This window comes from Arenibacter sp. P308M17 (assembly GCF_003426735.1).
In the GTDB taxonomy this organism is placed as follows: Bacteria; Bacteroidota; Bacteroidia; order Flavobacteriales; family Flavobacteriaceae; genus Arenibacter.
In genome coordinates this window covers 94,264-119,797 of the sequence record NZ_QVON01000009.1, presented here as the reverse complement: position 1 = coordinate 119,797, position 25,534 = coordinate 94,264, and the positions used below count along the sequence as shown (strand labels likewise).

The window sequence follows — 25,534 nt, the reverse complement described above, 5'->3', positions numbered from 1 at the left end:
GAATACCTAAAAATATTGGATGTTTTTCCTAACCCAAAAATCCTGTTAAGAAATGCCAACAAACAGGAGTGTAATACCTACGGAATAGTTGATATGCCTTATAACGTTTTTGTTGGGAACGTACCCTCTAAACCAATAAGGCATATTATCTTATAAATGCCGTTCGATTTCAATTTAGATCGCAATGGGGAATAGTATTATGAACATAAAATAGAAACCACATACTCTGCAGTCTCGGAAGGAATAAAAACCTATCACAGCGAAAAGGGGATAATCCATCCAAACCTGTTACCTTCCCGGTTTATAATCCTAAGTAACCATTTACCATGGCCTATAACATCACATTAGAAGGAAAAAATAAAGTAATTGCAGAAAGAATGCTTAAAAATATTGCCGCAATTCTGGACCAATGTAAAATAGATTATTGGTTGGAAGGCGGGACCTTATTGGGTATCATAAGGGAAAACAGACTATTGCCGTGGGACAATGATATTGATATATCCATTAACCATGATCAATTGGATAAGTTGGACAGTTTATATTCCGGATTAAAAAAAGCTGGGTACAGGGTAAGGACCAGGCGCTTTGGGAATACCAATAATTATTTCACAAAAGGAGCGGTTAGAATGATCAAGATAAGGGAAAAACGATTTTTTGGACTAATGAAGGGATCTGTTTGCCTGGATATTTTTATTAAATATCAATTTAAGGAGGATTCTTATTGGGAAATTAACCATATCACAAAATCGGTTCCTAGCAAGTTCTACCTCACCTTTAAAGATATTAAATTCAACGATTTCGACTATAAAATTCCGGCCTTGACAGATGAATATCTAACATATAGATATGGAGATTGGCAAAAACAGGTTAAAAATTGGAATACCTTTAAAGATGACAATGCAATTACCTAATATCACTCAGGTTGCAATTCCAATATTCCTTTTAAAATTGTACTGCTAACACTATCTGTATAGGCCACATATTCCACAGGACAAGTAGTATGAGGGAATCTACCCTTCCAATCGTCCCCGACCGAAATGGCATCTATATTATACGCATCCACTATGCGTTGCTTATTTTTATCTGTTTGGGGAATAACCTCATCCACATAAATAATGGCCTTGACCAACTTTAATCTTTCATTAAAGGGAATGGTAGGCAGTCTCCCCTTTTCCTTCAAAATAAGTTCGTCTGTGGAAACACCAACAATTAAATGGTCGCACATAAGTTTTGACCTTTTAAGGATGTTAAGATGCCCATAATGAAAAATATCAAAACAACCTGAAGTATACATTTTATTATACTTTTTGGCCTGTTCACATGCCTTTACTTTTATAACAAGGTTATTCCCTATTTTAAGTTTAATGACATAATTCTTGTTGTCATAAAAAAGACCGATATTTTTGACAATCTCCAACATTTCTTCCAAAGAATCTTCGGCTTCACGTTTACAACTTACATATAACTTTACCCGATCTTCCGGATCGGTGGCAAAGTTCCAATTAGGGTATTTAGTAGTTAGAATGTACAAATAGGCCTCAGTCATATAATTGATTATCCAATTGTTAGTATATTAATAGGTAAAGGTAATAAACGGTTTCAGACATAATTTCGTATAACCCAATTTTTATATATTGACCAAGCGAACCTACTTATTTATAAAGTTATCTTAAAAAAATCATAAATAAATAATTAAAGTTACCGGGCTCTTCTGTCATTCGATTGCCATACACCTTTAGAAAACCCCGACAGCCTCAAGTATTTACGAATATTAGTTATTCTTTTGTAGGAAATTACCTTGTTAATAACTTGTAATTTGATATACTATTATTAAATATTAAGTGTTATGTATTAAGTAACAACGTTATAAATTTTAGTGATTTCAACGCAACTATTTCTATTAATACTATCTAATAAGTGGTAAAAATTACGATTGCATGATAAATCAAAGTGAAAGAATATCAGCCTTAATAATCACTTATAATGAAATTGGGTATATTGAAAAATGTATCGATTCCATTGCATTCGCAGATGAAATTATCGTAGTGGATTCATATAGCACGGATGGCACCTACGAATATTTGAACAATCACCCCAAGGTAAAGGTCATCCAAAACGAATTTGAAAATTACACGGCCCAAAAATCCTTTGCCCTAAAACAGGCGTCACATGATTGGGTACTATTCTTGGATGCCGATGAGGTGGTTACTGATAAATTAAGGAATGAAATAAAATGTAAGGCCAAAAAGGATTCTGAACATTGCGCATATTGGTTCTACCGAAAGTTTATGTTCAAAAACAGTCGCCTGCGCTTTAGTGGATGGCAAACCGATAAAAATTATCGTCTTTTTAGAAAAAGTAAAGCACAATTTTGTAAGGAAAAAATAGTTCATGAAACCCTGATCGTAAAGGGTACATCCGGAATATTGAAGCAGAAATTAATGCACTTTTGCTACAAAAATTACGAAGATTATAAGTTTAAAATGTTAAAATACGGACGGTTAAAGGCCAAGGAAGCCCATAAAAAAGAAAAAAAATTCAATTACCTCCTATTGATCTTTAAGCCTTTTTGGAAATTTTTTAACCACTACATCATTAGATTGGGAATACTTGATGGAAAAAAAGGGCTTACCATCTGTTATTTGAATGCCTTGGGCGATTTTGAAAGGTATAGGGAACTAAAACGTCTGGGCAAAAGGGAAAAACTTGCTTATTCTTTGGTAAAGCCATAATCGGTCCAAGTACTTCCTGTCTTTTTTACCAATTTTATAATGGCCTTATTTTTTAAAATCGAATCTTTGGTCTTATAACTTCTCGTATGATCCAAATGTACGCAGATAGCACTGTACCGCAATTGTTTGGATTTAATGCCACTATTGAACAAGCGTTCTCCCAGTTCCCGGTCCTGACCCCCATATTGCATTCTCTCATCAAAGCCATTTACCCCCAAAATATCCTTTTTCCATCCAGAAGAATTATGACCGTTCCAACTAGCATTGGTCGGGGTCAAGGAATTATATACCTTGGAGACATTTCCCTTGGCCATTAGCTTTATGTTTTTATACAACTTGGGCAAGCCCTGTAATTCCAGCCATTTAATATTGAAACAATTTTGCCTTTCAATATCTTCAAGGGTAATGCTTCGGGAAATATTCCTCGGTAGTTTACAGTACCCTCCGGAGATAAAATACCCTTTGGCCCTGTTCCGTTGGTGTACTTCCAAAAAATCTGCCCTTGGAATGCAATCCCCATCTGTCATGACAATATACTCTGCCTTGCAGGCCCCTAGTGCTTTGTTCAAAATTTTGGATTTCTGAAACCCATCGTCCCCGTGCCATACATGTACCAACGGATAAAAAATACAGTTGGACATTTTATGGATCAACTCTTGGGTTTTTGGTCCGGAACCATCGTCGGCAATGACCAATTCAAAATCCTTAAATGTTTGCTGATGAAAGCCCCACAGCACTTTTTCCAACCATTCTTCGGAATTATAAGTACTTACAACAACGGATATAGAAGGGATAGGGTTCTCCACTCAGCAAAATTATAACCCTTTATTTACATATCTTTACGCCCTTCTTTATCTTTGTATTAGATTATGGTTAAAAAATTATTGTTCGGACTCATCAAGAAACTTAAATTGCTCCCCAAAAAGACCGGTTTAAAAATAGATTACAGATACTATTCGGGCAGTAAATTAGTTCTGGTCAATGCAACGAATTTCTACGAAAGGGAAATAAAAATTGGTTCCAATAAACTGGCGGACAGGCTTTCTTTCAAAGAAAAACAATTTTTGGTAAAATATCCCTTTTTATCCATCCGATGCCGGGAATAGCTTTTTACCTATAAATTATAATTGTTGATTGTCCTATTACAAAGGAGATTTCCAAAGGACAAAATTATATAACCCGTCCAATTTTTTGGGCCAACACATTAATAAAAACTCATGAAAATTGTCATTTTAGCAGCAGGTATTGGCTCACGACTTGGAAACCCATTCCCGAAACCATTAACAACCTTAAAAAATGGTAAATGTATCATGGAGATGCAGGTCAACAATTTGGATGAAACCTTTGACATAGATAACATCAACGTTGTTGTTGGCTTTAAAAAAGATTTAATAATGGAACGTTTTCCCGAACTCACTTATGTATACAATCCATTTTTTGATCAGACCAATACCTCCAAAAGCCTTTTAAAGGCCCTAAGGAAAAACAGGGATAAATCCGTGCTTTGGCTTAATGGCGATGTTGTTTTTGATGTAAGCCTATTGTCCGTTCTTATACCGTACATTGATAAAAATCAATCGTTTGTAGCGGTAAACACTAACAAAGTGGCAGATGAAGAGGTGAAATACACATTAAAGGACAATTTTATCGACAAATTGTCCAAGACGGTAAAAAATGGATTGGGCGAAGCAGTAGGAATAAATTTCATAGCGGCCAAGGATATAAAAAGTTTTATCGCCAGGCTCGAAGAATGTGATGACAACGATTATTTTGAGAAAGGTCTGGAGATGGCAATAGAAAAAGACGATCTCAAAATTAGCGCTGTGGATATTTCCGAATACAATTGCATGGAAGTAGATTTTAAGGAAGATTTGGAGAATGCCAATACCCTATTTCGAAAATGAAAGTAATTTTATTCTGCCAAAATGCATATGCTTTTGGCATCCTTGTCCCCATCCGGGATGTACTCATAGAGCAGGGACACGGTTTTCTTTGGTATATTTCCGGGAAACTCTTGGACAATTTTCCATATAAAGATGACAATTATACCCTTAGCACATTAGATTTACAACGCTATGAAAGTGATGCCATCTTTGTTCCCGGCAATGAAGTGCCTTATTATATACGAGGCCTAAAAGTTCAGGTTTTTCATGGACTTGCGGGTGAAAAAAAAGGACATTTCAGGATAAGGCACTACTTCGATCTTTATCTTACCCAAGGTCCTTATTTCACGGATAAATTTAATGAGTTAAAGAAAGTACACAAAAATTTTGATGTTATCGAGACAGGTTGGCCCAAATTGGATGTGTACAGCACTGAAAAAAACAGGTACGACTTTGAAAAAAAGGCCATATTGCAACAATTCAACACGGATAAAATTGTGCTCTTTGCCCCTACCTTCTCCCCTAGCCTAACTTCTGCCCCATATTTATTAAAGGAAATAAGGAACTTAGCCGAGACTACGGGATACGTAGTTCTCATAAAGTTCCATGACCTTATGGATCAAAAATGGATTAAGATATACAAAAGACTCTCCAACGAAATACGCAATGTAATTTTCAAAGAGGACAAAAATATTATTAAACTGCTCCTCCAGGCAGATATATTGGTCAGTGACACCTCCTCTGTAATTTACGAATTCATTCTCTTGAACAAACCGGTCATAACCTTCAAAAATATTTCGGACAGGGTGCTATGGGACAACTCCAATTCCTACACCGGCCTTACCGAGAAAGTTTTGGACAATTTTCATTCGGACGCCTACGCTGCGGAAAGAGCCTACATAAACATGCAATTTCACCCATATCAAGATGGAAAATCGGCACTTCGTATGGTAAATGCGGTTAAGGATTACATTGAGATCCATGGAGTACCCCAAGAAAGGAAATTATCGCTGGCCAGAAGACTCAAAATCAATTCCATCTTCGGAAAGCCCACAAAAAATCCCTTTGTAGGCGAAAAGACAAATAAAATTTCTGCCGTTCTAATTACCTATAATGAGGACATCCATATCAATGCCGTTTTGGAAAATATAAAGTTTGCGGACGAAATTATCGTTGTAGATTCCTTTAGTAAGGATGGCACCATCGAAAAAATTGAGCAGCACCCACATGTTAAATTAATACAACGCACATTTGTCAATTACACAGATCAAAAATCCTATGCCCTAAAACAGGCTACCCATGATTGGGTCCTTTTTCTGGATGCTGATGAACGGGTTCCGGACCGACTTAGAAATGAAATCCTCGAAACGATAAACTCCTCTAAACCAACAGCGGATGCATATTACTTTTATCGAACCTTTATGTTCAAAGATAAAGTTTTGCATTTTAGTGGCTGGCAGAGCGATAAAAACTATAGGCTTTTCAGAAAAAGTAAAGTGCATTTTACAGAGGACAGGATAGTACATGAGACTTTGGTGGTGGACGGACCATCGGGAGTACTCAAAAACAAGTTGATCCATTACTCCTATAAGAATTATGAAGACTATAGGGGCAAAATGATAAAGTATGGACAAATGAAGGCCGTAGAGGAATTTAAAAAGGACTATGACCCCAACTATTACCATTTTATAATTCGCCCATTTTACAAATTTTTTAACCATTATATTTTAAGATTGGGCATACTGGACGGAAAAAAGGGACTGATCATATGCTATCTTAATGCCTTAGGGGTATATTCCCGGTACAAGGAGCTCAAAAGATTAAGAAATTTAAAATAACGAACTACTATGAAAGATTTGCTTTCCGAAGTAAACGCCTGCCATGATATACTTACAAAAGGAGGTCTTATCTTATATCCTACCGATACGGTTTGGGGTATTGGCTGTGATGCTACAAATGCGGCAGCAGTAGAAAGAATTTACACCTTAAAGCAACGTTCCAATACCAAGACCATGATCTGTTTGGTGGCCAATGATTTTATGCTGGAACAACATGTTGAAAAAGTACCGGAACTGGCCTATGATATTATAGATCTTGCTACCAAACCAACCACCATTGTATATGAATCGCCTAAGGGGGTGGCCGCAAATTTAATTGCCGAGGGCAATACTTTGGCCATTAGGGTTGCTTCCGATCAATTTTGCCAATTCCTGATAAAGAAATTAAAAAAGCCCATCGTGTCTACCTCTGCAAATTTAGCAGGGCATCCAACCCCCAACTCTTTCAAAGAAATATCCCCTGAGATTTTAAAAGGTGTGGACTATATAGTAAATTTGGGCCGTGATAAAGTTAACAATACCCCATCTTCTATTATTATGCTACGTAATGATGGTAGCGTAAAAGTGATCCGAGAATAAGAATGACTAAGAGACAACACTTAGAAGCCATAAACACCCCAGTATTTTCTACCATTTCCGAAGCGGCCAAAGAACTTTCATTGGATTCTTACGTAATCGGGGGCTTTGTAAGGGACTATTTACTACAAAGGGGAACCCCTAAAGATATCGACATTGTTGCCATTGGTAGCGGAATAGAATTGGCCAAATTGGTTGCCAAGAAATTACCGGGAAGTTCAGAGGTCAGTATCTTCAAAAATTTTGGAACCGCAATGATCAAATTTCAGGATATTGAAATTGAATTTGTAGGGGCAAGAAAAGAAAGTTACCACAGGGAAAGTAGAAAACCTGTTGTTGAAAATGGGAGTTTGCAAGACGACCAAAAAAGACGGGATTTCACTATAAATGCCTTGGCCATTTCCCTTAATTCCAAAGATTTCGGACAATTATTGGACCCTTTTGACGGCATTGGGGATTTAAAAAGACAATTGATCAGAACTCCTTTGGACCCGTCCATTACTTATTCCGATGATCCTTTGCGAATGATGCGTGCCATAAGGTTTGCTACACAGCTTAACTTTATTATCCATCCTGAATCATTACAGGCCATTGCGGACAACAAGGTAAGGATCAAGATTATTTCCAATGAGCGCATCGTGGACGAACTACATAAAATTTTGGCCAGTCCCAAACCTTCCATTGGATTTTCCCTACTCCACAGCACTGGGCTCTTACCTTTTATATTGCCGGAACTGGTTGGCTTGGAAGGCATTGAGGAAATTGAAGGGCAACGGCACAAGGACAATTTTTGGCATACGCTGGAAGTAGTAGACAACATTGCTGAACATACCGATAATGTCTGGCTACGCTGGGCCGCCCTACTACATGATATTGGCAAAGCCCCTACCAAAAAATTCGACAAAAAGATCGGATGGACATTCCATGGACATGAATTTGTGGGATCCAAAATGATCTACAAACTTTTTAAGCGACTTAGACTGCCCTTGAATGAAAAAATGAAATATGTGCAAAAGATGGTCCTTATGAGTTCCAGACCCATTGTACTTTCAGAAGATTTTGTAACCGATTCAGCCGTTAGAAGGCTCATTTTTGAAGCGGGCGAACATGTAGAGGATTTAATGACCCTATGTGAAGCGGATATTACTACCAAGAATCCAAAAAAACAAAAGAGGTATAGAAACAATTTTAAAATTGTCCGTCAGAAAATCGAAGAGGTGGAGGAAAGGGACCATATTAGAAACTTTCAACCACCAATTAGTGGGGAAGAGATCATGAAAACTTTCAACCTAAGACCCTCCAAGGAAATAGGAATGATCAAAGAGGCTATCAAGGAAGCCATTTTGGAAGGTGAAATTCCCAACGAATACAACGCCGCCTATTCCCTTATGCTACAAAAAGGAAAGGAGATGGGATTACATTTAAACTAAACCCATGTTGACTTGATCTGTTAAATAATGTAGCTTATTTATGTCCTAAAATTAAGACCTGCCCAGACCATAATTTAATAAAAGAGTGGTAATTTTACAGGACGCTTTCAAACATTCAAATGCAAAATAAATTTACAAAAATCGCCAAGATCAGTCTAGTTTTGGTGTACTTGGTAATTATAGCCGGGGCAGTGGTAAGAATGACGGGCAGTGGCATGGGATGCCCGGATTGGCCAAAATGTTTTGGCCATTATATACCCCCTACGGATATTGGGGAATTACAATGGCAACCAAAAAAAGAATTTAAGAAAGGCCAGGTCATTATTTTAGATGAAGCCCTATGGGTGGCCAAGAAGAATTTTAGCACCTCCTCTACATATAACCCCAATAATTGGGCCCCTTATACAAAGCATGGCTACGCCATTTTTAACCCTTTCCATACCTGGACCGAATTCATCAATAGATTATTTGGTGCCCTGGCCGGACTGGGAACCTTAATAATGGCCATAGCCTCTTTTGCTTATTGGAAAAAACAGAGATCCATCACCATCCTTTCCTGGGTCGTAGTATTCGCCATGGGTTTCCAGGCATGGCTTGGGGCCACTGTGGTGTATTCAGTTTTGGCTCCGGCCAAAATAACCATCCATATGGTCATGGCCCTGTTCATCCTTGCCCTTATCCTGTACTTGATCCAGGCCACAAACAATAAGATTAAATCCTTAAAACCTGATAAAGTAACGAGAAACCTGATCATCTTTGTTCTTTTGACCACTTTGGTACAGGTAGTATTGGGCACTCAGGTAAGACAATTTGTGGATGTGCAAACCGACATTTACGGAGAAGACTCCCCCAACCTATGGCTGCATAATGCTACATTATCATTTTACATGCACCGTTCATTTTCTATAATCGTTGTTCTTTTGAACCTGGCCCTGGCCATAAGAATCTATAATTTGAATCTCGGTTATTCCAAAATAAAATGGGTTTTGGCCATTTTACTTTTGGAGGTTATTTCCGGTATGGCCATGTACTATCTGGATTTCCCGTTCGCTTCCCAACCATTGCATCTAGTGCTGGCATCCGTTTTGTTCGGTTTTCAATTCTATTTGGTTTTGGAAGCGCTAAATGCTTTTAAAACCATGAAAACTTTGTAACTTTGCCATCACAAAAAAAGGAGCCGATGATATACAAAATAAGGATTATTCTAGATGCAGAGGAAGATATTTTTAGGGATATTGAAATAGAGGAAAACAATTCTATGGAAGACCTTCACAATGCCATTACCCAAGCTTTTGGTTTTTTGGGAAATGAAATGGCCTCATTTTACACCTGTGACGAAGAGTGGAGGCAAGAAGAGGAAATTGCCCTATTCGACATGAGTGAAAACGGCTCCGATGTTCGTCTGATGAACGAGATCCTATTACAGGACATTCTTACGGAACATTCCCCCAAACTTATTTATGTATATGACTTTTTGAGTATGTGGACCTTCTTTGTTGAATTGGCGGATATAGTGGAAAAAGAGGACGCAAAGACCTATCCCCGTACCCTTTTCAGTTTTGGAGAATTACCGGACTCCCCACCTGAAAAAAAGTTTGAGGCGGATGAAAATGAATTCGATTTTGACAATACCCTTGATAACTACGAAGATTTGGATTTTGATGAAAACTGGAACTGATAAATCCCGTAGCTACAAATTAAATTAGTGGTATATTAGCATTAAAGCGACCTTATCAAGGTTCCCGCAAGCCTATTACATAACATTACACCTAAATATTTCCCTTTTACCCATGATCAACTTATACCCTACCCAAATTGAAACCATTTCCATACACCGCGTAGGAAACAAAAATAAAAGCGAAGGTATCTTTCTCTCGGAAGCCCCTTTTTCCCTCAACGATGAAACTACCGGACTGTTAAAGGAGTATTTTTTTAAACCTTTTAGGGAAAAGGAGGAGAATTACTATTATTTTTCCCATGAATCCGACGTAGAATTTAATGAGGTCTATAAAATTGTTTCCGCTATTTTTGATGAGCCGGCCAGCCTTCATGCCAATTCCAAAAAAATAGCGACCCAATTGTTCGACCAGTCGAACCACCCACATATCAAAAGTGGTGAAGTATATGTGGCCTATCTTACCGATCTAATGTTGGACAATGTTAAGGTGAATGCGGTGGGCATATTCAAAAGCGAGCTAAAGCACGATTTCCTGCAATTTCAGGAAAAGGGAAATAACTTGGATATTCTGATACAGCAAGGCATCAACATCAATAAGCTGGACAAAGGCTGCCTTATTTTTAATACGAACAGGGAGGAAGGGTATAAAGTACTTTCAGTGGATAGTAATCGCTACGATACCAAGTACTGGTTGGAAAATTTTCTAGGGGTGGATGCCTTGTCCGATGATAACTTTAAGACCAAAAACTACTTAAAATTCTGTCAGAATTTTGCCAAGGATGTGGTGTTGCCCGCAGAGGACAAACAACAAGAGGTGTTGTTTATGAACAGGGCGGTAAATCATTTTGCCAAAAATGACTCTTTTGAAGAGACCAATTTCTTGAACGAGGTGATGGAAAATCCGGAATTGATACCTGAATTTAAACACTATAAGGTAGAAAAAGGACCTAAATACAGTATAGAGGATGTCTCTACGTTCGACATTGCCAACAAAGCGGTTTCCGACGCCAGAAAAAAAATTAAGAACGTCATTAACCTGGATACCAATATCCAGATCAAACTTGATTTTATTAATCCGGAATCGGCCCAAAAATTTGTGGAAAAGGGCTGGGACGAAGAGCGGCAAATGTACTACTACCTCGTCTACTTTAACAAAGAACAGAAAAGTTAGGCCAATCCGGAAGCTACCCTGTTCACAACTTTAAAGAGAGTTTAGTGGCATAAAGGGATTTGGGTTAAATTAAGCAATAGAACCTATCTACATTAAAAGTTGATCCTGTTCTCTATAATCTGTTTCATACTTACGTCCTCATAATTTCTTTTCACAAAATCTAGGGCAAGTGCCAATACTTCCCCCATGGTCTTACATTTTTTAAAGTTAATATCTCCTGTAAGGTCATATATGTGCTGTGATAGGGCCGTAATATTATCGTCATTGGATATATTATCTGTCTTCACTATGGATATGAGTCGCTTAATACGGTTCCCGGAACTCAAAATTCTTTTCGCTACAATGGATCGCTCCTCTATCTTATACTGATCCACCGAATTCCTTTGCAACTTTTCCTTGACCAACATAACCATTAAATAATTTTCCTTAAAAAATTGTGGCCTATACACTTTTAATTTTCCCTCATAGCACTGTTGGTCAAAATCTATCGCCCTTATCTTATAGACTACATGATCAAAATCGTGGGTAGGAACAATAACGTAATTATAAGATCGCATATCCCCTAAAAGGCGGATCATGCAGCGTTCATTGAACTTAACGAATTCTTTGGCCAATTGCGACTTTTCCGATTCCGTACATTTTGGCAAAAAATCCTTGATAAACACATCTCCCGGTATACCGGCAATATGCTCCTCTATCAAGGTATCCCCATAAACAAGAAAGTTTAGGTTGTAGGGCGATAACATATGCTCCAGTTCCAATCCATAGATCCTGGAAGCATCGGTCCTTTTTACATAGAAATAAGTGAAATTGTCGTTCAGAATATTCCTCACTTTTATCCTAAAAGGCTTGGAATTCCCAAAAGTACAATAGTCCACCGCATCAACATTTAAAAATGGAAATATACTATCACTACCATCGGAATGCAGAATGGAATATACTTTCTTTAGACTGATATCGATTTCGATCCTATCAAATTCATTGTAATACACCCGTACCCAAAGAGTGTCCTCCTCATTGGAATCATAGACCACAATAGACCCGGAAAAGCGCAATAGGTCCTCATAAAAAATTGGAATTTCAATTTTTCTGCTATAGTGGTCCAAATAGGCATCCAGTTTATTATTCACCGGGAATGCAGGCTTTTTCTTGGACATTAATCTTTCGGACATGGAAAAAACTTTATTTTGTAACAAAATAAGGATTTCTTCGTCAAGTAAGTACAAACAATCAATAAATCTATCCCATTTTGGAAACTATTCTGACCGTAAACCGCCTTACCAAAAAATTTGGATATCTCACCGCGGTCAAAGACCTATCCTTTAGTATAGAAAAAGGCAATGTTTATGGCATCCTGGGACCCAATGGTAGCGGTAAATCCACCACCTTGGGAATAGTATTGAACGTAGTGAATGGAACATCTGGCGATTTTTCCTGGTTCGGGGGGAGCGTTTCCACACACGATGCCCTGAAAAAAGTAGGCGCCATTATTGAACGTCCCAATTTCTATCCCTATATGACCGCAGTTCAAAATCTAAAATTGGTCTGTAAAATAAAGGATGTTCCCCAAGACAAAATTGAGGATACTTTGGAAATGGTCGGACTCCTAGACCGCAAAAACAGCAAGTTCAGCACCTACTCCTTGGGCATGAAACAGCGATTGGCCATTGCCTCGGCACTTCTCAACGATCCGGAAATATTAATTCTGGACGAGCCCACCAATGGTTTGGACCCGCAAGGAATACATCAAATAAGGGAGATCATAAAAAAAATTGCCTTCCAGGGCACCACCATTCTGTTGGCCTCACATTTATTGGACGAGGTAGAAAAAGTATGTAGCCATGTCATTATCCTTAGAAAAGGGGAAAAGCTCTATTCGGGCCGGGTCGACGAAATGTTGAACAGTTATGGTTTCTTTGAACTCAGGGCAAAGGACGAGGCAGCCTTGGTCACCTTTTTGGGCAAACATCCCAGTTTTGGTGATATAAAACAAGAAAATGGATCGATCAAAGCCATTTTGAAGGAAGAAATGAAGGCGGATACCCTAAATCGGGAATTGTTTAACAATGGCATAGTCCTATCCCATTTGGTAAGGCGCAAAGAAAGTCTTGAGGAACAATTCCTGAGCTTGACCAACCATAGGGATGAATTGCATTAATACCCCAAAAGCATAAAATATGGTACGCTTATTACAGATAGAGTTTATAAAATTATGGAACAATAATGCAAGTAAGATCCTGATCATTGCTTATTTCGTTCTTATCCTATGTATGGCATTGTTGGCCGCTATAAAATTTGACATAGGCCCCATACAGTTCCATGTGGCCGAACAGGGTATCTTTAATTTTCCTTATATATGGCACCTGAATACCTGGATTGCGAGTGGATTGAAACTCTTTTTTGCCATCGTTATTGTCTCTATGATGGCCAATGAATACAGCAATAAGACCTTGAAGCAGAATTTAATAGATGGACTGAGCAAGAAGGAATTCATCGCCTCAAAATTTTTGGCCGTTTTTGCCTTTTCTGTAATTTCCACCCTTTTTGTCTTTATTGTCTCATTGGTTTTAGGGCTTTTTTATTCCGATTTCACGGAGTTATCCATCATTTTTTCGGATTTGGAATATGTCTTGGCCTATTTTTTCAAGCTATTGGGGTTCTTCTCCTTCTGCCTTTTCCTTGGGATTTTGGTAAAACGCTCTGCCTTTGCCTTGGGCTTTTTAATTATATGGTTTGCCATTGAAAATTTGGGTATCCGTTTTTTGGTATGGTGGCTGGCCGGCAAGGAAGCTTCGGCCTCGGTCATGAAATTCCTCCCTCTGGAATCTATGGGCAACCTTATTAAAGAGCCGGTATCCAGATTTAAAGCCGTACAAAGTATGGTAGAACAGGTGGGGGAACAATTCCATAAGGACTATGCCGTGCATTCTTATGAAATTTTGATAGTGGGATGCTGGACCGCAATTTTCATATATCTTTCTTACGCCCTGCTGAGGAAACGTGATTTGTAAAGTTAACTTCCAATAGTTAGGTGCTTTACCACAAAGTATGGAATAATAGCTATAAATAGTTACCGAAGCTCCTCAGTATTGCCGGCTATTTATTAATTTTAGGTCATAAAACGAATGTGATTTTTTATTGTTGCCCCGCTGGGAAAAAGATCATATTACAGAAGTACCTGAAAACCTTACCCATGAAATTTAAAGTTGTTTCCGATTATAAACCTACGGGCGATCAGCCAAAAGCTATTAAACAATTAACAGAGGGCCTGGAGACCGATGAGCGTTATCAAACCCTTTTGGGGGTTACGGGGTCCGGAAAAACCTTTACCGTTGCCAATGTTATAGAACAAGTGCAACGACCTACCCTGGTATTGGCTCATAATAAAACCCTTGCGGCCCAATTATACTCGGAATTTAAACAGTTTTTTCCAGAGAATGCCGTTGAATATTTTGTCTCCTACTACGATTACTATCAACCCGAAGCTTATATACCCTCAAGTGGCACTTATATAGAAAAGGATCTTTCCATTAACGAAGATATTGAAAAACTGCGCTTGAGCGCCACATCATCCCTATTGTCCGGCAGAAGGGATATCCTGGTCGTGGCATCGGTTTCCTGTTTGTACGGCATCGGAAATCCAGTGGAATTTCAGAAAAATGTCATAGGAATAGAAAAGGATCAGATAATTCCAAGGACCAAATTCCTACATCAACTGGTACAAAGCCTTTACTCCAGAACGACTGCCGATTTTAAGAACGGTAATTTTAGGGTAAAGGGCGATGTAGTGGACGTTTTTCCAAGTTATGCCGACCATGCCTTCAGAATTCATTTTTTTGGGGATGAAATAGAGGAAATAGAAGCCTTTGACCCATATAAGAACAAAATATTGGAAAAGTACCAACAACTAAATATATACCCCGCCAATATGTTCGTGACCTCCCCGGATGTTTTACAGAATGCCATCCACCTCATTCAGGAGGATATGGTGCTGCAGGTATCCTATTTTAAGGAAATTGGGAAACACTTGGAAGCAAAACGACTGGAAGAACGTACAAATTTCGACTTGGAGATGATACGGGAACTGGGATATTGCTCAGGGATCGAAAACTATTCCAGGTATCTGGACGGAAGGGAACCGGGCACCAGACCATTCTGCTTGTTGGACTATTTTCCAAAGGATTATTTAATGGTGGTGGATGAAAGCCACGTTACCATCCCACAGGTACACGCCATGTATGGCGGCGATAGGTCCAGAAAGGAAAATTTGGTGGAGTACGGATTCCGATTGCCAGCTGCGATGGACAACAGACCCTTAAAATTTGAGGAGTTTGAAGCGCTTCAAAATCAGGTTATCTATGTCAGCGCTACCCCGGCCGATTACGAACTGGCATTGAGCCAAGGGGTTTATGTGGAGCAAGTAATTAGGCCGACCGGCCTATTGGACCCTATTATAGAGATCCGTCCAAGCCTGAACCAAATTGATGATCTAATTGAGGAGATCCAGTTGAGGGTGGAAAAGGATGAACGCACCTTGGTCACTACCCTTACCAAACGAATGGCGGAAGAATTGGCCAAATATTTAACCAGAATAAATGTCCGCTGTCGGTATATTCATAGTGACGTGGACACTTTGGAGCGGGTAGAAATTATGCAGGATCTGCGCAAAGGAGTTTTTGACGTACTCATTGGGGTGAATTTATTAAGGGAAGGCCTGGATCTACCCGAAGTCTCCCTGGTGGCCATATTGGATGCCGATAAGGAGGGTTTTCTAAGAAGTGCAAGATCCCTCACCCAGACCGTTGGCCGTGCTGCCAGAAACCTAAATGGAAAAGCGATAATGTATGCGGATAAAATTACCAATAGCATGCAAAAAACAATAGACGAGACCAACTATAGACGCGAAAAACAGACGGCTTATAATCTTAATAATAATATTACGCCCACCGCACTGAACAAAAATCTGGACAGTGTTTTGGCCAAAAATTCAGTCTCCACCTATCATTTTGAAAAAGAAGAAATGAAGGCCGCGGAGCCCGACTTATTATATCTTACCAAGGAACAAAGGGAGAAAATGATACGGGACAAACGAAAGGCCATGGAAAAAGCGGCAAAAGATCTGGATTTTATGCAAGCTGCCAAGTTAAGGGACGAAATTAAATCGCTTCAGGAACAGGAATAATATACTCCTGTCACACAAAATCATGACTGACTTTAGATTTATTACAAAAATAGCGCTTCGATTTCTCGAAGCGCCATTACAATCAACCAACCAATTAAACTTAAGCTATTTCAATTAGCCTTTTAGGCTTTGGCAATGCCTCTTCCTTTTTGGGAAGGACAAATTTCAGGATTCCATCTTCATAGGAAGCGTTAATTTTATCCAAGGAAATGGTTTCGGGCAAACTGAACACTCTTTTAAAGGAAGAATAAGTAAATTCCCTTCTGGTATATCCATCCCCTTCCTTGTTTTCCCCACTTTTTACTTCGGAGGAAATGGTTAGGATGTCATTGTCGATTTCAACATTGAAATCTTCTTTTTTCCTTCCGGGTATGGCCAGTTCCAACACGTATTCGGTTTCGGTTTCCTTAACATTGGCGGCCGGTACGCTTTGTTTAAAGTTATCTACGCCACCAAACCAATCCGGACTTAAGAATTCGTTCATTAAGGATGGAAAAATAACATGGTTTCTTTTTACTAGACTCATGACTTTTATATTTTAAGTTATACATTAATTTCTCATGAGCTAATAGGCAAATGGTGTACCGAAGGCATAATTAAGACATTATGTCATGTATTTAAAACAATAACAAGACATTGTGTCTCTTTTTAATTATTATAGGCTTTGAATATATTGATCAATACAGCCGGAGGAACCACTTTGTCCGGATAATTGTGCATAACGGTAAGCACCTGCTCTATGGCCGCTTGGGGAAGTCCAAACCCCAGTCCTATATTATGTAACTGTTCAATTTCGGCCAGGCGCTGTTCCCTGTCCACATTCATGAGCAGTACCAACCTATGAAACTGTAGGATACGCTCCGCCTCGGATTGAAGTACGACCTTGCCCATTTTTTTATGAAAAAGGGAATCGAAGGTTTCCTTATCGATCTCCAATTGTTGTGCCACGCCCAATAAAAAATCATACTCCGAATCCTTGATCTCCTTATCTGCTTTAGCAAAAGAGATCATTTGGGAAAGAATGCCCAACTTCTCCAGATATGTACTCATAAATTACAGTTTAACACTAAGTTACATTAAATAGCTTTGATTTCCGGTCCCCGGATGTAGGAAAGTGTTCCGAAACTGGTACTACATCGTATTTTTTGTAATATCTTGTGAAAAAATTTACCATATGACCAATAATGATGTGCTTAAAAAGTTAAGGGTTGCCTTAAAATTAAGGGATGATGAAATTGTAGAAATTTTAAAATTGGTCGATTTTAAAATTACAAAAAGTGAGTTGGGTGCATTTTTCAGAAAAGAGGACCACCCCAACTATGTAGAATGTGGCGACCAAATTTTGCGTAATTTCTTAAATGGATTGGTGATACATTATCGTGGGACCAAGGAAAACCCCAAAGACCCAAAATTATCCCTGCCCAAACCAAAAAAGGCCCCCATTTTTAAAGCGTATCAAAAACTGGGATTCAAGGAGCAACAAAAAAAGAAGAAGGACCATGACATTAGTCCCGTAAAATACAAGAACAAAAAAAAGCCCTGATACTTCGTCAGACCAATTGACATAAAAAAGGCAGCACTTTAGAAGTACTGCCTTTGGTTTTTTATAATCTATTAATATTATGCCAATACGGCCTTCACCTTATCGGCAGCTTCTTGAAACTGCACGGCAGAATGTACGGCCAACCCCGAATTATCAATAATTTCCTTGGCCAATTCGGCATTGGTACCCTGTAATCTTACTATGATAGGCACTTTTATAGCATCGCCCATATTTTTGTAGGCATCCACTACCCCTTGCGCTACACGATCGCAACGCACAATACCACCAAAGATGTTTATTAGGATGCATTTAACGGCAGGATCCTTCAAAATAATCCTGAAAGCTTCTTCAACCCTTTTGGCATCGGCGGTTCCACCTACATCCAAGAAGTTGGCCGGTTCACCACCTGCCATTTTAATAAGGTCCATGGTAGCCATTGCCAATCCCGCACCGTTCACCATACAGCCCACATTTCCATCCAGGTCAACATAATTTAGTCCTACGGCCCTTGCCTCTACCTCAATTGGATTTTCCTCCAATAAATCGCGCATTTCAGCATATTGCTTTCTTCTAAAAAGTGCATTATCATCAATGGACACCTTGGCATCCACGGCCATAATCTTATCATCGGAGGTCTTAAGGACCGGATTTATTTCGAATAAACTGGCATCACTCTCCACATAGGCCTTATATAAACTGGTAACAAACTTGGTCATTTCCTTAAAAGCCGTCCCCGAAAGTCCCAAGTTAAAGGCTATCTTCCTTGCTTGAAAGGGCAATAGACCAGTGGCCGGATTTATTTCCTCGGTAAAAATTAGATGGGGCGTTTTTTCCGCAACCTCTTCTATATCCATTCCACCTTCGGTAGAGTACATGATCATATTTCTTCCAGCGGCCCTGTTCAATAAAACGGACATGTAAAATTCACTAGTTTCGCTGTCCCCGGGGTAATAAACATCCTCGGCAATCAAAACTTTATGTACTTTTTTACCTTCTGCCGAAGTTTGAGGGGTTATTAAATTCATCCCAATGATCGCCCCTGCAATATCTTCTACCTCACGCAAGTTCTTTGCCAATTTTACTCCTCCTCCTTTTCCCCTGCCTCCTGCATGAACCTGGGCCTTGATTACGTGCCAACCGGTTCCGGTCTCCTGGGTCAATTGTTTGGCAGCATCTACTGCTTCCTTGGCATTATAAGCCACTAAACCGCGTTGAATGCGTACTCCAAAGCTCGCTAAAATCTCTTTTCCTTGATATTCGTGAAGGTTCATAAATTGAAGGTTCTATTTGTTGAGTTGCAAAAATAGGAAACACAGCGGATTTACCCTAATTAAATAAAACAGAAAATACAGTGTGCCGGCTATGGAGAAATTGCACCACTTTTAAACGGAAATCAAAGAAATACCACCCTAACAACAACTATTAGCTAAGGGCGCAATTGCAATAGTTTACCATATGGAAGACCTTTTCAACTTACCATTAACCTAATGCCCAATCAAGCCATGCTGCCTGCCATTACATTTTAAAATCCTTAAAGTCTATAGGGTCGAAATTTTTGAAATGTCCGTTCATCCCTATCATTTCCTTTGATTGGTTTACCTGCTTCAAAACTTGAATAGTATTTGTTAAATGAGCTTTGATGAACAACAGGCGTTCACTTTTATAGGCCATTTTCAGGAGTTTGTATTCCTGGGCAAGGGAAAGCCCTATCTTATGAATCAATTGATAAATATCAAAATTCCCTGCTGTTAGACCTAAAATGGATACATCCATTAAACCATAAAGCTCCATGACAAGACCAAGGACATTCTCCTTTAAGGTTTTGACGCTGTCATCATAATAAGGTAAAAATTCCACATCGCCCCCAGCGTACAACTTACCGTCCATATTTTTTTGGAAAGTATTTATTTTAAAGAGGCGCCGGCCAACACATACTATATCCATTTCCCCTGTATCATAGGTTTTTACAATTTCCTTTAATTCCAGTTCAGTGCCGTACGTCATTTCGCCATCAATATATACAGGAACCCCAAAATTACTGGACTCTTCCCGTACATCCCTAATTAATTGTTTGTAACGCTCCTCAAAAATGTGAAGGGCTACGATTTCTTCCTGAAAAAATACGGACGGTAAAGGAAATAAGGGTAACAGCATAAGTTTTTATTTAAAATTACAACGGACCAAGAAATGAACCAGCCCAACGCAGTGCGGACGAGGTATGGAAAGCAAGTCCACTGCGTTACAAAGATACAGGACAAAATATTGCAATTCCATGTATAACGGCTACCCCCCTACATTACATCCTAGCTCTGCCTCTAGAAATTCCATTGATTACACATGGAAGAGTCAATGATTGTTATATAATTAACAATATGTTACATTTTTCAAATATTGCTATATATTTTTGCTCAAAGACAATAAGTAGTCTAAATTTGCACAAAATATTGAACAATGCGAAACACTGACCTATTAAAGATAGCAAAAACTTACGGTGACCCAGTCTATGTATACGATTCCGAAAAAATAATTTCCCAGTTCCAAAGACTGACCAATGCATTTAAGGATGTAAAAAAACTACAATTAAATTACGCCACAAAGGCACTTTCCAATATTGCCATTTTAAAATTGATGAACAGTTTGGGAAGCGGCCTGGATACCGTTTCCATACAAGAGGTTCAATTGGGACTCATGGCCGGTTTTGAGCCTAGTTCCATTATATTTACTCCAAATGGGGTATCCTTGGAGGAAATTGAGGAGGCAGCGAAATTGGGCGTGCGCATCAACATTGACAACCTATCCATTTTGGAACAATTTGGTAGCAAGCATCCGGATATTCCTGTTTGTATTAGAATAAATCCGCACGTAATGGCCGGTGGAAATTCTAAAATCTCCGTGGGGCACATAGATTCCAAATTTGGCATCAGCATACATCAAATACCCCATTTACTGCGAATCGTTAATCTCACCAACATGAAGGTTAATGGGATACATATGCATACCGGAAGTGATATTTTGGATATCGATGTATTCCTTTACGCCTCAGAAATTCTTTTTGAAACGGCGAAGAATTTCCAAGATCTTGAGTTTATAGACTTCGGAAGTGGGTTTAAAGTTCCTTATAAGGAAGGGGATATTGAAACCAATATTGAGGAATTGGGCAGGAAGTTGGGAAAACGTTTCAACTCCTTTTGCAAGGAATATGGCAGGGAATTGACCTTGGCTTTTGAGCCTGGTAAATTTTTGGTCAGTGAGGCCGGTTTTTTCTTGGCCAAAGTAAATGTGGTAAAACAGACCACTTCAACCGTTTTTGCAAGTGTGGACTCCGGCTTCAACCATCTTATCCGTCCCATGTTTTATGGTGCCATCCATAGCATTGAAAATATCTCAAATCCTGACGGCCGTGAACGCTATTATTCCGTGGTAGGCTATATTTGTGAGACCGATACCTTTGCAAGCAACAAGCGCATCAATGAAATCTCCGAGGGGGACATCCTTTGCTTTAAAAATGCAGGTGCCTACTGCTTCACTATGGCAAGCAATTACAACTCAAGATTTAGACCTCCCGAGGTTTTATGGCATAAAGGAAAAGCAATCCTGATAAGGGAAAGGGAGACTTTTGAAGACCTGATCAAAAGCCAGGTCGATGTCCAGGACCTATTCGCGACTGTTAAAGAAAAGGCAATAGCAAAATAAAGTTGCCCAATTTTCGTTAGTTTTGATAATGTTATTGGGCAAATCCCTTAAAATCATGGTCGTAAAATCATTAAAAAAAACAGCAATCCTTTTTTGTCTTGCCATCTTGCCCTTAGGTAGTATGGCACAGGAAGTAAAATGGCTTAGCTGGGATGAAGCGGCCAAATTGGCCGAAACGGAGAAAAATCCAAAGAAAATATTTATCGACGTCTATACCGACTGGTGTGGATGGTGTAAAAAAATGGACAAGGACACCTTTCAGAATGCAGAAGTTGCCGAATACATGTCCAAAAACTATTATATGGTGAAGTTGGATGGGGAAGGCAAGGAACCTATTGTTTTCAAAGGAAAAACCTTTAAATTCGTTCCTTCGGGCAGAAATGGCTATCATGAATTTGCGGCGGCACTTATGCAGGGCAAAATGAGTTATCCCACGACGATATTTCTGGATGAAAAAATGAATATGCTCTCTCCTGTTCCGGGGTATCAAAAGCCCGGACCCTTCCTAAAAATAGCCAAATATTTTGGCGACAATATACACAAGGAGAAAGATTGGAATACCTACGATAGCGAAAGCAAATAGTTTGGTATACGCTATGTTTAAATAAAAAAAGCCGGTCTACCGGCTTTTTTTATTCCATCAAATCCAACCTAGACTTGCTTATCTAGGATCAATCTCAAAAGTTGTGTATGAATCGGAATAAGATAGAATTTTCTATCCCAAATTCGTGTTCTGTTCATTTTTTGGATCGCCCAAATGCAGCGCATTCATGAATACCAATAAAAAACAAATGTCTTGTTGTCCGGGGATAAGCCATAGATACTCCATAGATACTCCATAGATACTCCATAGATACTCCATAGATAGTCCATAGTTAGGCCATAGTTAGGCCATAGTTAGGCCATAAATGAAAATAGGGAAAAACAGGCTGGATCCACACCTTTTTTGACGCTCTAAAATATCTCCTTTTCAAGCCACTTTTTACCTTTCATGGACAGCAAAATACTTTCCGGGATCCCTTGCGGAAAACGAAGCTAAAAAGCAGTGTCTTTATGAAGCTATTTCTTCCATACGAATATTCGCATAAACACAGCAATTGTTCCTGATCCCTTATCTACTATAGTTCGGTGATTCTTTGGTAATGGTTACATCATGTGGATGGCTTTCATTGATGCCACTTGCCGTAATCTTAACAAATCTTCCAGTCTCTTTTAAAGTATCGATATCCTTGGCACCGCAATATCCCATCCCGGCTCGCAGACCGCCAATAAACTGATGGATACTTTCATATAGATCTCCTTTATAGGGTACACGGCCTACGATTCCTTCCGGAACCAATTTTTTGATATCATCTTCCACATCTTGAAAATACCTATCCTTGCTACCCTGTTTCATGGCCTCAACAGAACCCATTCCCCTATAGGATTTAAATTTACGCCCTTCATAGATAATCGTCTCGCCAGGCGACTCTTTTGTTCCCGCCAACAAGGAGCCCAACATTACCGAATCGGCCCCGGCCGCTATGGCCTTGGGGATATCCCCTGTATAACGGATTCCTCCATCGGCAATAACGGGTACTCCACTGCCCTTGATGGCTGCGGCCACTTCCAATACTGCTGAAAATTGAGGGAAACCAACCCCCGCGACTACACGGGTAGTACAGATTGATCCGGGACCTATTCCGACTTTCACGGCATCGGCTCCCGCTTCCACCAAATACCTGGCAGCTTCTGCAGTGGCAATGTTACCTACAATAACTTCCAAATCTGGAAATCTTCTTTTTACTTCCTTCAAAACGTTTACCACCCCTTTGGTATGCCCATGTGCAGTATCTATAACAACTGCGTCCACTCCAGCGTTCACCAAAGCTTCCGCCCTCTCCACGGCATCACCTGTAACCCCTAATGCTGCCGCTACCCTTAATCTTCCGTACTGGTCCTTATTGGCTATAGGCTTTTGGGTAAGTTTTGTAATATCCCTAAAGGTGATCAATCCAACAAGCTTGTAATCCTTGTCTACCACCGGTAATTTTTCAATTTTATTTACCTGTAAAATATCCTCTGCCTGCTCTAAGGAAGTCCCCTCGCTTACAGTAACAAGATTTTTGTAAGTCATCACCTCGGATATGGGACGATCATTGTTTTTTTCAAAACGAAGATCCCTATTGGTCACGATTCCGATCAATTTGCCTTCATCATCTACAATGGGTATCCCACCAATACTAAATTCCTTCATGTTGGCCTTCGCATCCCTTACTTTCGAATTTAAAGGCAAGGTAACGGGATCTATGATCATACCACTTTCCGCCCGTTTTACCTTGCGTACCTTCAGCGCCTGCTGTTCTATGGTCATGTTCTTGTGCAATACACCTATACCACCTTCCTGGGCAATGGCAATGGCCATACGGGATTCCGTAACGGTATCCATAGCGGCCGAAACGATGGGAACATTGATAATAATGTTTCTTGTAAACTTTGTTTGAATATTGACTTCCCTAGGAAGCACTTCTGAAAAAGCGGGAACCAAAAGTACGTCATCGTACGTAAGGCCTTCTCCAACAATTTTATTTAGGTGAGCTTGCATAGCAATTAAAGATTAATTGCGTGCAAATATACTACATTTAAAGGAACTGATGCACAGTTATTGTGTTAATTGCCTGTAACGTTTATTTAACAGGAATTGGACAATACATAATTAATGTGGCAATGATTAAATATGCCAATGTGACGATTCCGTTTTCAATACATCCAACGGCCAACTAAACTAAGATGAAATTACAGGCCGGAAAAGGCAGGCTTGCCCGACTACGTTCAGGCGGGACCTTAACCATTAACTGGATTATAAAACACCTATAATCCGTTTTCTCCCTATATCCCTAATAATTTTCCATAAAAGCCTATTAAAATGATCATAAACCTACCTTTTCTTCTCAATGATGGGAAGAAAACAGGTCGGACGCCTTATTGAATGCAGCCTCAAAAGCCATCCAATTAACCTTGGTGTCGGCCTTAGCCGCCGTAAAGTAGGAAAGCATCTTTTCGGTGGGCATATTTCCTGTGAGCTCATCCTTTGCCATTGGACAGCCTCCAAAACCTTGTACTGCCCCGTCAAATCTGCGACAACCGGCCTTATAGGCAGCATCGACTTTTTCGTGCCATTTGGACGGGGTGGTATGTAGATGGGCCCCAAATTCTATTTCAGGGAATTTTGGAATTAGGTTGGAAAAAAGATAGTCGATTACTTCAGGGGTCGAAGAACCCACAGTATCTGAAAGTGATAGTATCTTTACTCCCATTCTTGCCAATTTTGTGGTCCATTGCCCCACCACCTCTACGTTCCAGGGATCCCCATATGGGTTGCCGAACCCCATAGAAATATAGGTAACGACCTCCTTGCCCGAGTCTCCGGCTATCCTTAAAATTTCTTCCAAAGTAATAACTGATTCGGCAATGGTCTTGTGGGTATTCCGCATTTGAAAATTCTCCGATATGGAAAAAGGATACCCTAAATAATCAATGGAATTATGTTTGGAGGCATCCATAGCCCCTCTAACATTGGCAACAATGGCCAATAACTTGCTTGTAGTCTTGGAAAGATCCAGTTGGGAAAGCACCTCGGCCGTATCCACCATCTGCGGAATTGCCCTAGGGGACACAAAACTCCCAAAATCGATGGTATCAAAACCGCAGTTCAAAAGGGATTGAATATACAGGACTTTTTTTTCCGTTGGAATAAAAGTTTTGATCCCCTGCATGGCATCTCTTGGACATTCTATTATTTTAATGGTATTGGACATTTCCCTGCTAA

Annotated in this window: 26 protein-coding genes; 16 read left to right on the top strand and 10 right to left on the bottom strand. The window is 39.5% G+C overall.

Annotated features, from left to right (window positions below):
• Positions 1-377: 377 nt before the first annotated feature.
• Positions 378-911 (top strand): LicD family protein, encoded by a 534-nt coding sequence (locus tag D0S24_RS18585; RefSeq protein WP_181938141.1) that lies wholly within the window; start codon positions 378-380, stop codon positions 909-911.
• 2 nt (positions 912-913) lie between these two features.
• Here the strand turns inward: D0S24_RS18585 and D0S24_RS21260 are convergent, their stop codons facing one another.
• Positions 914-1,546 (bottom strand): adenylyltransferase/cytidyltransferase family protein, encoded by a 633-nt coding sequence (locus D0S24_RS21260; protein WP_220377790.1) that lies wholly within the window; start codon positions 1,544-1,546, stop codon positions 914-916.
• A 391-nt stretch (positions 1,547-1,937) separates the two neighbouring features.
• Here D0S24_RS21260 and D0S24_RS18575 point away from each other — a divergent pair, with 391 nt between their 5' ends.
• Positions 1,938-2,732 (top strand): glycosyltransferase family 2 protein, encoded by a 795-nt coding sequence (locus D0S24_RS18575; RefSeq protein ID WP_117021332.1) that lies wholly within the window; start codon positions 1,938-1,940, stop codon positions 2,730-2,732.
• Here the strand turns inward: D0S24_RS18575 and D0S24_RS18570 are convergent.
• Positions 2,711-3,538 (bottom strand): glycosyltransferase family 2 protein, encoded by an 828-nt coding sequence (locus D0S24_RS18570; protein ID WP_117021331.1) that lies wholly within the window; start codon positions 3,536-3,538, stop codon positions 2,711-2,713. The two genes, D0S24_RS18575 and D0S24_RS18570, sit on opposite strands and share 22 nt — an antisense overlap.
• Before the next feature lie 63 nt (positions 3,539-3,601).
• On the opposite strand from D0S24_RS18570, the gene D0S24_RS18565 reads away from it, so the two are divergent.
• From D0S24_RS18565 to D0S24_RS18530, 8 genes are all read left to right on the top strand, one after another.
• The gene (locus D0S24_RS18565; RefSeq protein ID WP_117021330.1) at positions 3,602-3,838 is read left to right on the top strand and encodes a hypothetical protein; all 237 of its coding nucleotides are present in this window, start codon (positions 3,602-3,604) and stop codon (positions 3,836-3,838) included.
• 111 nt (positions 3,839-3,949) lie between these two features.
• The gene (locus D0S24_RS18560; RefSeq protein WP_117021329.1) at positions 3,950-4,636 is read left to right on the top strand and encodes an NTP transferase domain-containing protein; all 687 of its coding nucleotides are present in this window, start codon (positions 3,950-3,952) and stop codon (positions 4,634-4,636) included.
• Positions 4,633-6,453 (top strand): CDP-glycerol glycerophosphotransferase family protein, encoded by a 1,821-nt coding sequence (locus tag D0S24_RS21425; protein WP_117021328.1) that lies wholly within the window; start codon positions 4,633-4,635, stop codon positions 6,451-6,453. Before D0S24_RS18560 ends, D0S24_RS21425 begins: the two co-directional genes overlap by 4 nt.
• Positions 6,454-6,462: 9 nt before the next feature.
• Positions 6,463-7,032 carry an L-threonylcarbamoyladenylate synthase gene (locus tag D0S24_RS18550; protein WP_117021327.1) on the top strand — a complete coding sequence of 190 codons (570 nt, stop codon included), beginning with the start codon at positions 6,463-6,465 and terminating at the stop codon, positions 7,030-7,032.
• Between the two features lie 2 nt (positions 7,033-7,034).
• The gene (locus D0S24_RS18545) at positions 7,035-8,459 is read left to right on the top strand and encodes a CCA tRNA nucleotidyltransferase (RefSeq protein WP_117021326.1); all 1,425 of its coding nucleotides are present in this window, start codon (positions 7,035-7,037) and stop codon (positions 8,457-8,459) included.
• Between the two features lie 119 nt (positions 8,460-8,578).
• A complete protein-coding gene (locus D0S24_RS18540) occupies positions 8,579-9,613 on the top strand; it encodes a heme A synthase (protein ID WP_117021325.1) in 1,035 nt (344 codons plus the stop codon).
• A gap of 26 nt (positions 9,614-9,639) precedes the next feature.
• Positions 9,640-10,137 carry an IS1096 element passenger TnpR family protein gene (locus D0S24_RS18535; protein WP_117021324.1) on the top strand — a complete coding sequence of 166 codons (498 nt, stop codon included), beginning with the start codon at positions 9,640-9,642 and terminating at the stop codon, positions 10,135-10,137.
• Between the two features lie 112 nt (positions 10,138-10,249).
• Complete coding sequence (locus tag D0S24_RS18530; RefSeq protein WP_117021323.1) at positions 10,250-11,308, top strand: nucleoid-associated protein; 1,059 nt, start codon at positions 10,250-10,252, stop codon at positions 11,306-11,308.
• A gap of 92 nt (positions 11,309-11,400) precedes the next feature.
• Here D0S24_RS18530 and D0S24_RS18525 read toward each other — a convergent pair whose 3' ends face one another.
• Positions 11,401-12,480, bottom strand: a complete 1,080-nt coding sequence (locus tag D0S24_RS18525; protein ID WP_117021322.1) for a hypothetical protein — start codon at positions 12,478-12,480, stop codon at positions 11,401-11,403.
• Between the two features lie 77 nt (positions 12,481-12,557).
• Between D0S24_RS18525 and D0S24_RS18520 the strand changes: the two genes are divergently transcribed.
• The 3 genes from D0S24_RS18520 (at position 12,558) to uvrB (ending at position 16,490) form a co-directional block, all read left to right on the top strand.
• Positions 12,558-13,466 carry an ABC transporter ATP-binding protein gene (locus tag D0S24_RS18520; protein ID WP_117021321.1) on the top strand — a complete coding sequence of 303 codons (909 nt, stop codon included), beginning with the start codon at positions 12,558-12,560 and terminating at the stop codon, positions 13,464-13,466.
• 19 nt (positions 13,467-13,485) lie between these two features.
• Positions 13,486-14,319 carry an ABC transporter permease gene (locus tag D0S24_RS18515; protein ID WP_117021320.1) on the top strand — a complete coding sequence of 278 codons (834 nt, stop codon included), beginning with the start codon at positions 13,486-13,488 and terminating at the stop codon, positions 14,317-14,319.
• A 182-nt stretch (positions 14,320-14,501) separates the two neighbouring features.
• Positions 14,502-16,490 carry an excinuclease ABC subunit UvrB gene (uvrB, locus tag D0S24_RS18510; protein WP_117021319.1) on the top strand — a complete coding sequence of 663 codons (1,989 nt, stop codon included), beginning with the start codon at positions 14,502-14,504 and terminating at the stop codon, positions 16,488-16,490.
• Positions 16,491-16,590: 100 nt separating this feature from the next.
• On the opposite strand, the gene D0S24_RS18505 is transcribed toward uvrB, so the two are convergent.
• The gene (locus tag D0S24_RS18505; RefSeq protein ID WP_117021318.1) at positions 16,591-17,016 is read right to left on the bottom strand and encodes an Hsp20/alpha crystallin family protein; all 426 of its coding nucleotides are present in this window, start codon (positions 17,014-17,016) and stop codon (positions 16,591-16,593) included.
• 122 nt (positions 17,017-17,138) lie between these two features.
• Positions 17,139-17,540, bottom strand: coding sequence for a TerB family tellurite resistance protein (locus tag D0S24_RS18500; RefSeq protein ID WP_117021317.1), 402 nt, complete (start codon positions 17,538-17,540; stop codon positions 17,139-17,141).
• 124 nt (positions 17,541-17,664) lie between these two features.
• On the opposite strand from D0S24_RS18500, the gene D0S24_RS18495 reads away from it, so the two are divergent.
• On the top strand, positions 17,665-18,033 hold the full coding sequence (locus D0S24_RS18495; RefSeq protein WP_117021316.1) for a DUF1456 family protein: 369 nt from the start codon (positions 17,665-17,667) through the stop codon (positions 18,031-18,033).
• Positions 18,034-18,110: 77 nt separating this feature from the next.
• Here the strand turns inward: D0S24_RS18495 and sucC are convergent, their stop codons facing one another.
• The gene (sucC, locus tag D0S24_RS18490) at positions 18,111-19,304 is read right to left on the bottom strand and encodes an ADP-forming succinate--CoA ligase subunit beta (RefSeq protein WP_117021315.1); all 1,194 of its coding nucleotides are present in this window, start codon (positions 19,302-19,304) and stop codon (positions 18,111-18,113) included.
• A gap of 244 nt (positions 19,305-19,548) precedes the next feature.
• Complete coding sequence (locus tag D0S24_RS18485; protein WP_117021314.1) at positions 19,549-20,187, bottom strand: LON peptidase substrate-binding domain-containing protein; 639 nt, start codon at positions 20,185-20,187, stop codon at positions 19,549-19,551.
• Positions 20,188-20,484: 297 nt separating this feature from the next.
• On the opposite strand from D0S24_RS18485, the gene lysA reads away from it, so the two are divergent.
• Entirely contained in the window at positions 20,485-21,726 is a 1,242-nt protein-coding gene (lysA, locus tag D0S24_RS18480; protein WP_117021313.1) for a diaminopimelate decarboxylase, read from the top strand.
• 55 nt (positions 21,727-21,781) lie between these two features.
• Positions 21,782-22,309, top strand: coding sequence for a DUF255 domain-containing protein (locus D0S24_RS18475; protein WP_117021393.1), 528 nt, complete (start codon positions 21,782-21,784; stop codon positions 22,307-22,309).
• A gap of 132 nt (positions 22,310-22,441) precedes the next feature.
• On the opposite strand, the gene D0S24_RS21195 is transcribed toward D0S24_RS18475, so the two are convergent.
• The 3 genes from D0S24_RS21195 to D0S24_RS18465 form a co-directional block, all read right to left on the bottom strand.
• A complete protein-coding gene (locus D0S24_RS21195; RefSeq protein ID WP_181938140.1) occupies positions 22,442-22,588 on the bottom strand; it encodes a hypothetical protein in 147 nt (48 codons plus the stop codon).
• A 249-nt stretch (positions 22,589-22,837) separates the two neighbouring features.
• Positions 22,838-24,310, bottom strand: a complete 1,473-nt coding sequence (guaB, locus tag D0S24_RS18470) for an IMP dehydrogenase (RefSeq protein ID WP_117021312.1) — start codon at positions 24,308-24,310, stop codon at positions 22,838-22,840.
• A 346-nt stretch (positions 24,311-24,656) separates the two neighbouring features.
• Positions 24,657-25,523, bottom strand: coding sequence for a hydroxymethylglutaryl-CoA lyase (locus D0S24_RS18465; RefSeq protein WP_117021311.1), 867 nt, complete (start codon positions 25,521-25,523; stop codon positions 24,657-24,659).
• Between the last annotated feature and the right edge of the window lie 11 nt (positions 25,524-25,534).

What these genes read in the sequence shown, in the direction of transcription:
- D0S24_RS18505 (WP_117021318.1), bottom strand. Translation starts at nt 17,016, where the DNA reads ATGAGTCTAGTAAAAAGAAACCATGTTATTTTTCCATCCTTAATGAAC.
- D0S24_RS18565 (WP_117021330.1), top strand. Translation starts at nt 3,602, where the DNA reads ATGGTTAAAAAATTATTGTTCGGACTCATCAAGAAACTTAAATTGCTC.
- D0S24_RS18495 (WP_117021316.1), top strand. Translation starts at nt 17,665, where the DNA reads ATGACCAATAATGATGTGCTTAAAAAGTTAAGGGTTGCCTTAAAATTA.
- D0S24_RS21260 (WP_220377790.1), bottom strand. Translation starts at nt 1,546, where the DNA reads ATGACTGAGGCCTATTTGTACATTCTAACTACTAAATACCCTAATTGG.
- D0S24_RS18560 (WP_117021329.1), top strand. Translation starts at nt 3,950, where the DNA reads ATGAAAATTGTCATTTTAGCAGCAGGTATTGGCTCACGACTTGGAAAC.
- uvrB (WP_117021319.1), top strand. Translation starts at nt 14,502, where the DNA reads ATGAAATTTAAAGTTGTTTCCGATTATAAACCTACGGGCGATCAGCCA.
- D0S24_RS18485 (WP_117021314.1), bottom strand. Translation starts at nt 20,187, where the DNA reads ATGCTGTTACCCTTATTTCCTTTACCGTCCGTATTTTTTCAGGAAGAA.
- D0S24_RS18575 (WP_117021332.1), top strand. Translation starts at nt 1,938, where the DNA reads ATGATAAATCAAAGTGAAAGAATATCAGCCTTAATAATCACTTATAAT.
- D0S24_RS18530 (WP_117021323.1), top strand. Translation starts at nt 10,250, where the DNA reads ATGATCAACTTATACCCTACCCAAATTGAAACCATTTCCATACACCGC.
- D0S24_RS18535 (WP_117021324.1), top strand. Translation starts at nt 9,640, where the DNA reads ATGATATACAAAATAAGGATTATTCTAGATGCAGAGGAAGATATTTTT.
- D0S24_RS18525 (WP_117021322.1), bottom strand. Translation starts at nt 12,480, where the DNA reads ATGTCCGAAAGATTAATGTCCAAGAAAAAGCCTGCATTCCCGGTGAAT.
- D0S24_RS18475 (WP_117021393.1), top strand. Translation starts at nt 21,782, where the DNA reads ATGGTCGTAAAATCATTAAAAAAAACAGCAATCCTTTTTTGTCTTGCC.
- D0S24_RS18465 (WP_117021311.1), bottom strand. Translation starts at nt 25,523, where the DNA reads ATGTCCAATACCATTAAAATAATAGAATGTCCAAGAGATGCCATGCAG.
- D0S24_RS21195 (WP_181938140.1), bottom strand. Translation starts at nt 22,588, where the DNA reads ATGGAGTATCTATGGAGTATCTATGGAGTATCTATGGAGTATCTATGG.
- guaB (WP_117021312.1), bottom strand. Translation starts at nt 24,310, where the DNA reads ATGCAAGCTCACCTAAATAAAATTGTTGGAGAAGGCCTTACGTACGAT.
- D0S24_RS18545 (WP_117021326.1), top strand. Translation starts at nt 7,035, where the DNA reads ATGACTAAGAGACAACACTTAGAAGCCATAAACACCCCAGTATTTTCT.
- D0S24_RS21425 (WP_117021328.1), top strand. Translation starts at nt 4,633, where the DNA reads ATGAAAGTAATTTTATTCTGCCAAAATGCATATGCTTTTGGCATCCTT.
- D0S24_RS18550 (WP_117021327.1), top strand. Translation starts at nt 6,463, where the DNA reads ATGAAAGATTTGCTTTCCGAAGTAAACGCCTGCCATGATATACTTACA.
- D0S24_RS18500 (WP_117021317.1), bottom strand. Translation starts at nt 17,540, where the DNA reads ATGAGTACATATCTGGAGAAGTTGGGCATTCTTTCCCAAATGATCTCT.
- D0S24_RS18585 (WP_181938141.1), top strand. Translation starts at nt 378, where the DNA reads ATGCTTAAAAATATTGCCGCAATTCTGGACCAATGTAAAATAGATTAT.
- D0S24_RS18515 (WP_117021320.1), top strand. Translation starts at nt 13,486, where the DNA reads ATGGTACGCTTATTACAGATAGAGTTTATAAAATTATGGAACAATAAT.
- lysA (WP_117021313.1), top strand. Translation starts at nt 20,485, where the DNA reads ATGCGAAACACTGACCTATTAAAGATAGCAAAAACTTACGGTGACCCA.
- sucC (WP_117021315.1), bottom strand. Translation starts at nt 19,304, where the DNA reads ATGAACCTTCACGAATATCAAGGAAAAGAGATTTTAGCGAGCTTTGGA.
- D0S24_RS18540 (WP_117021325.1), top strand. Translation starts at nt 8,579, where the DNA reads ATGCAAAATAAATTTACAAAAATCGCCAAGATCAGTCTAGTTTTGGTG.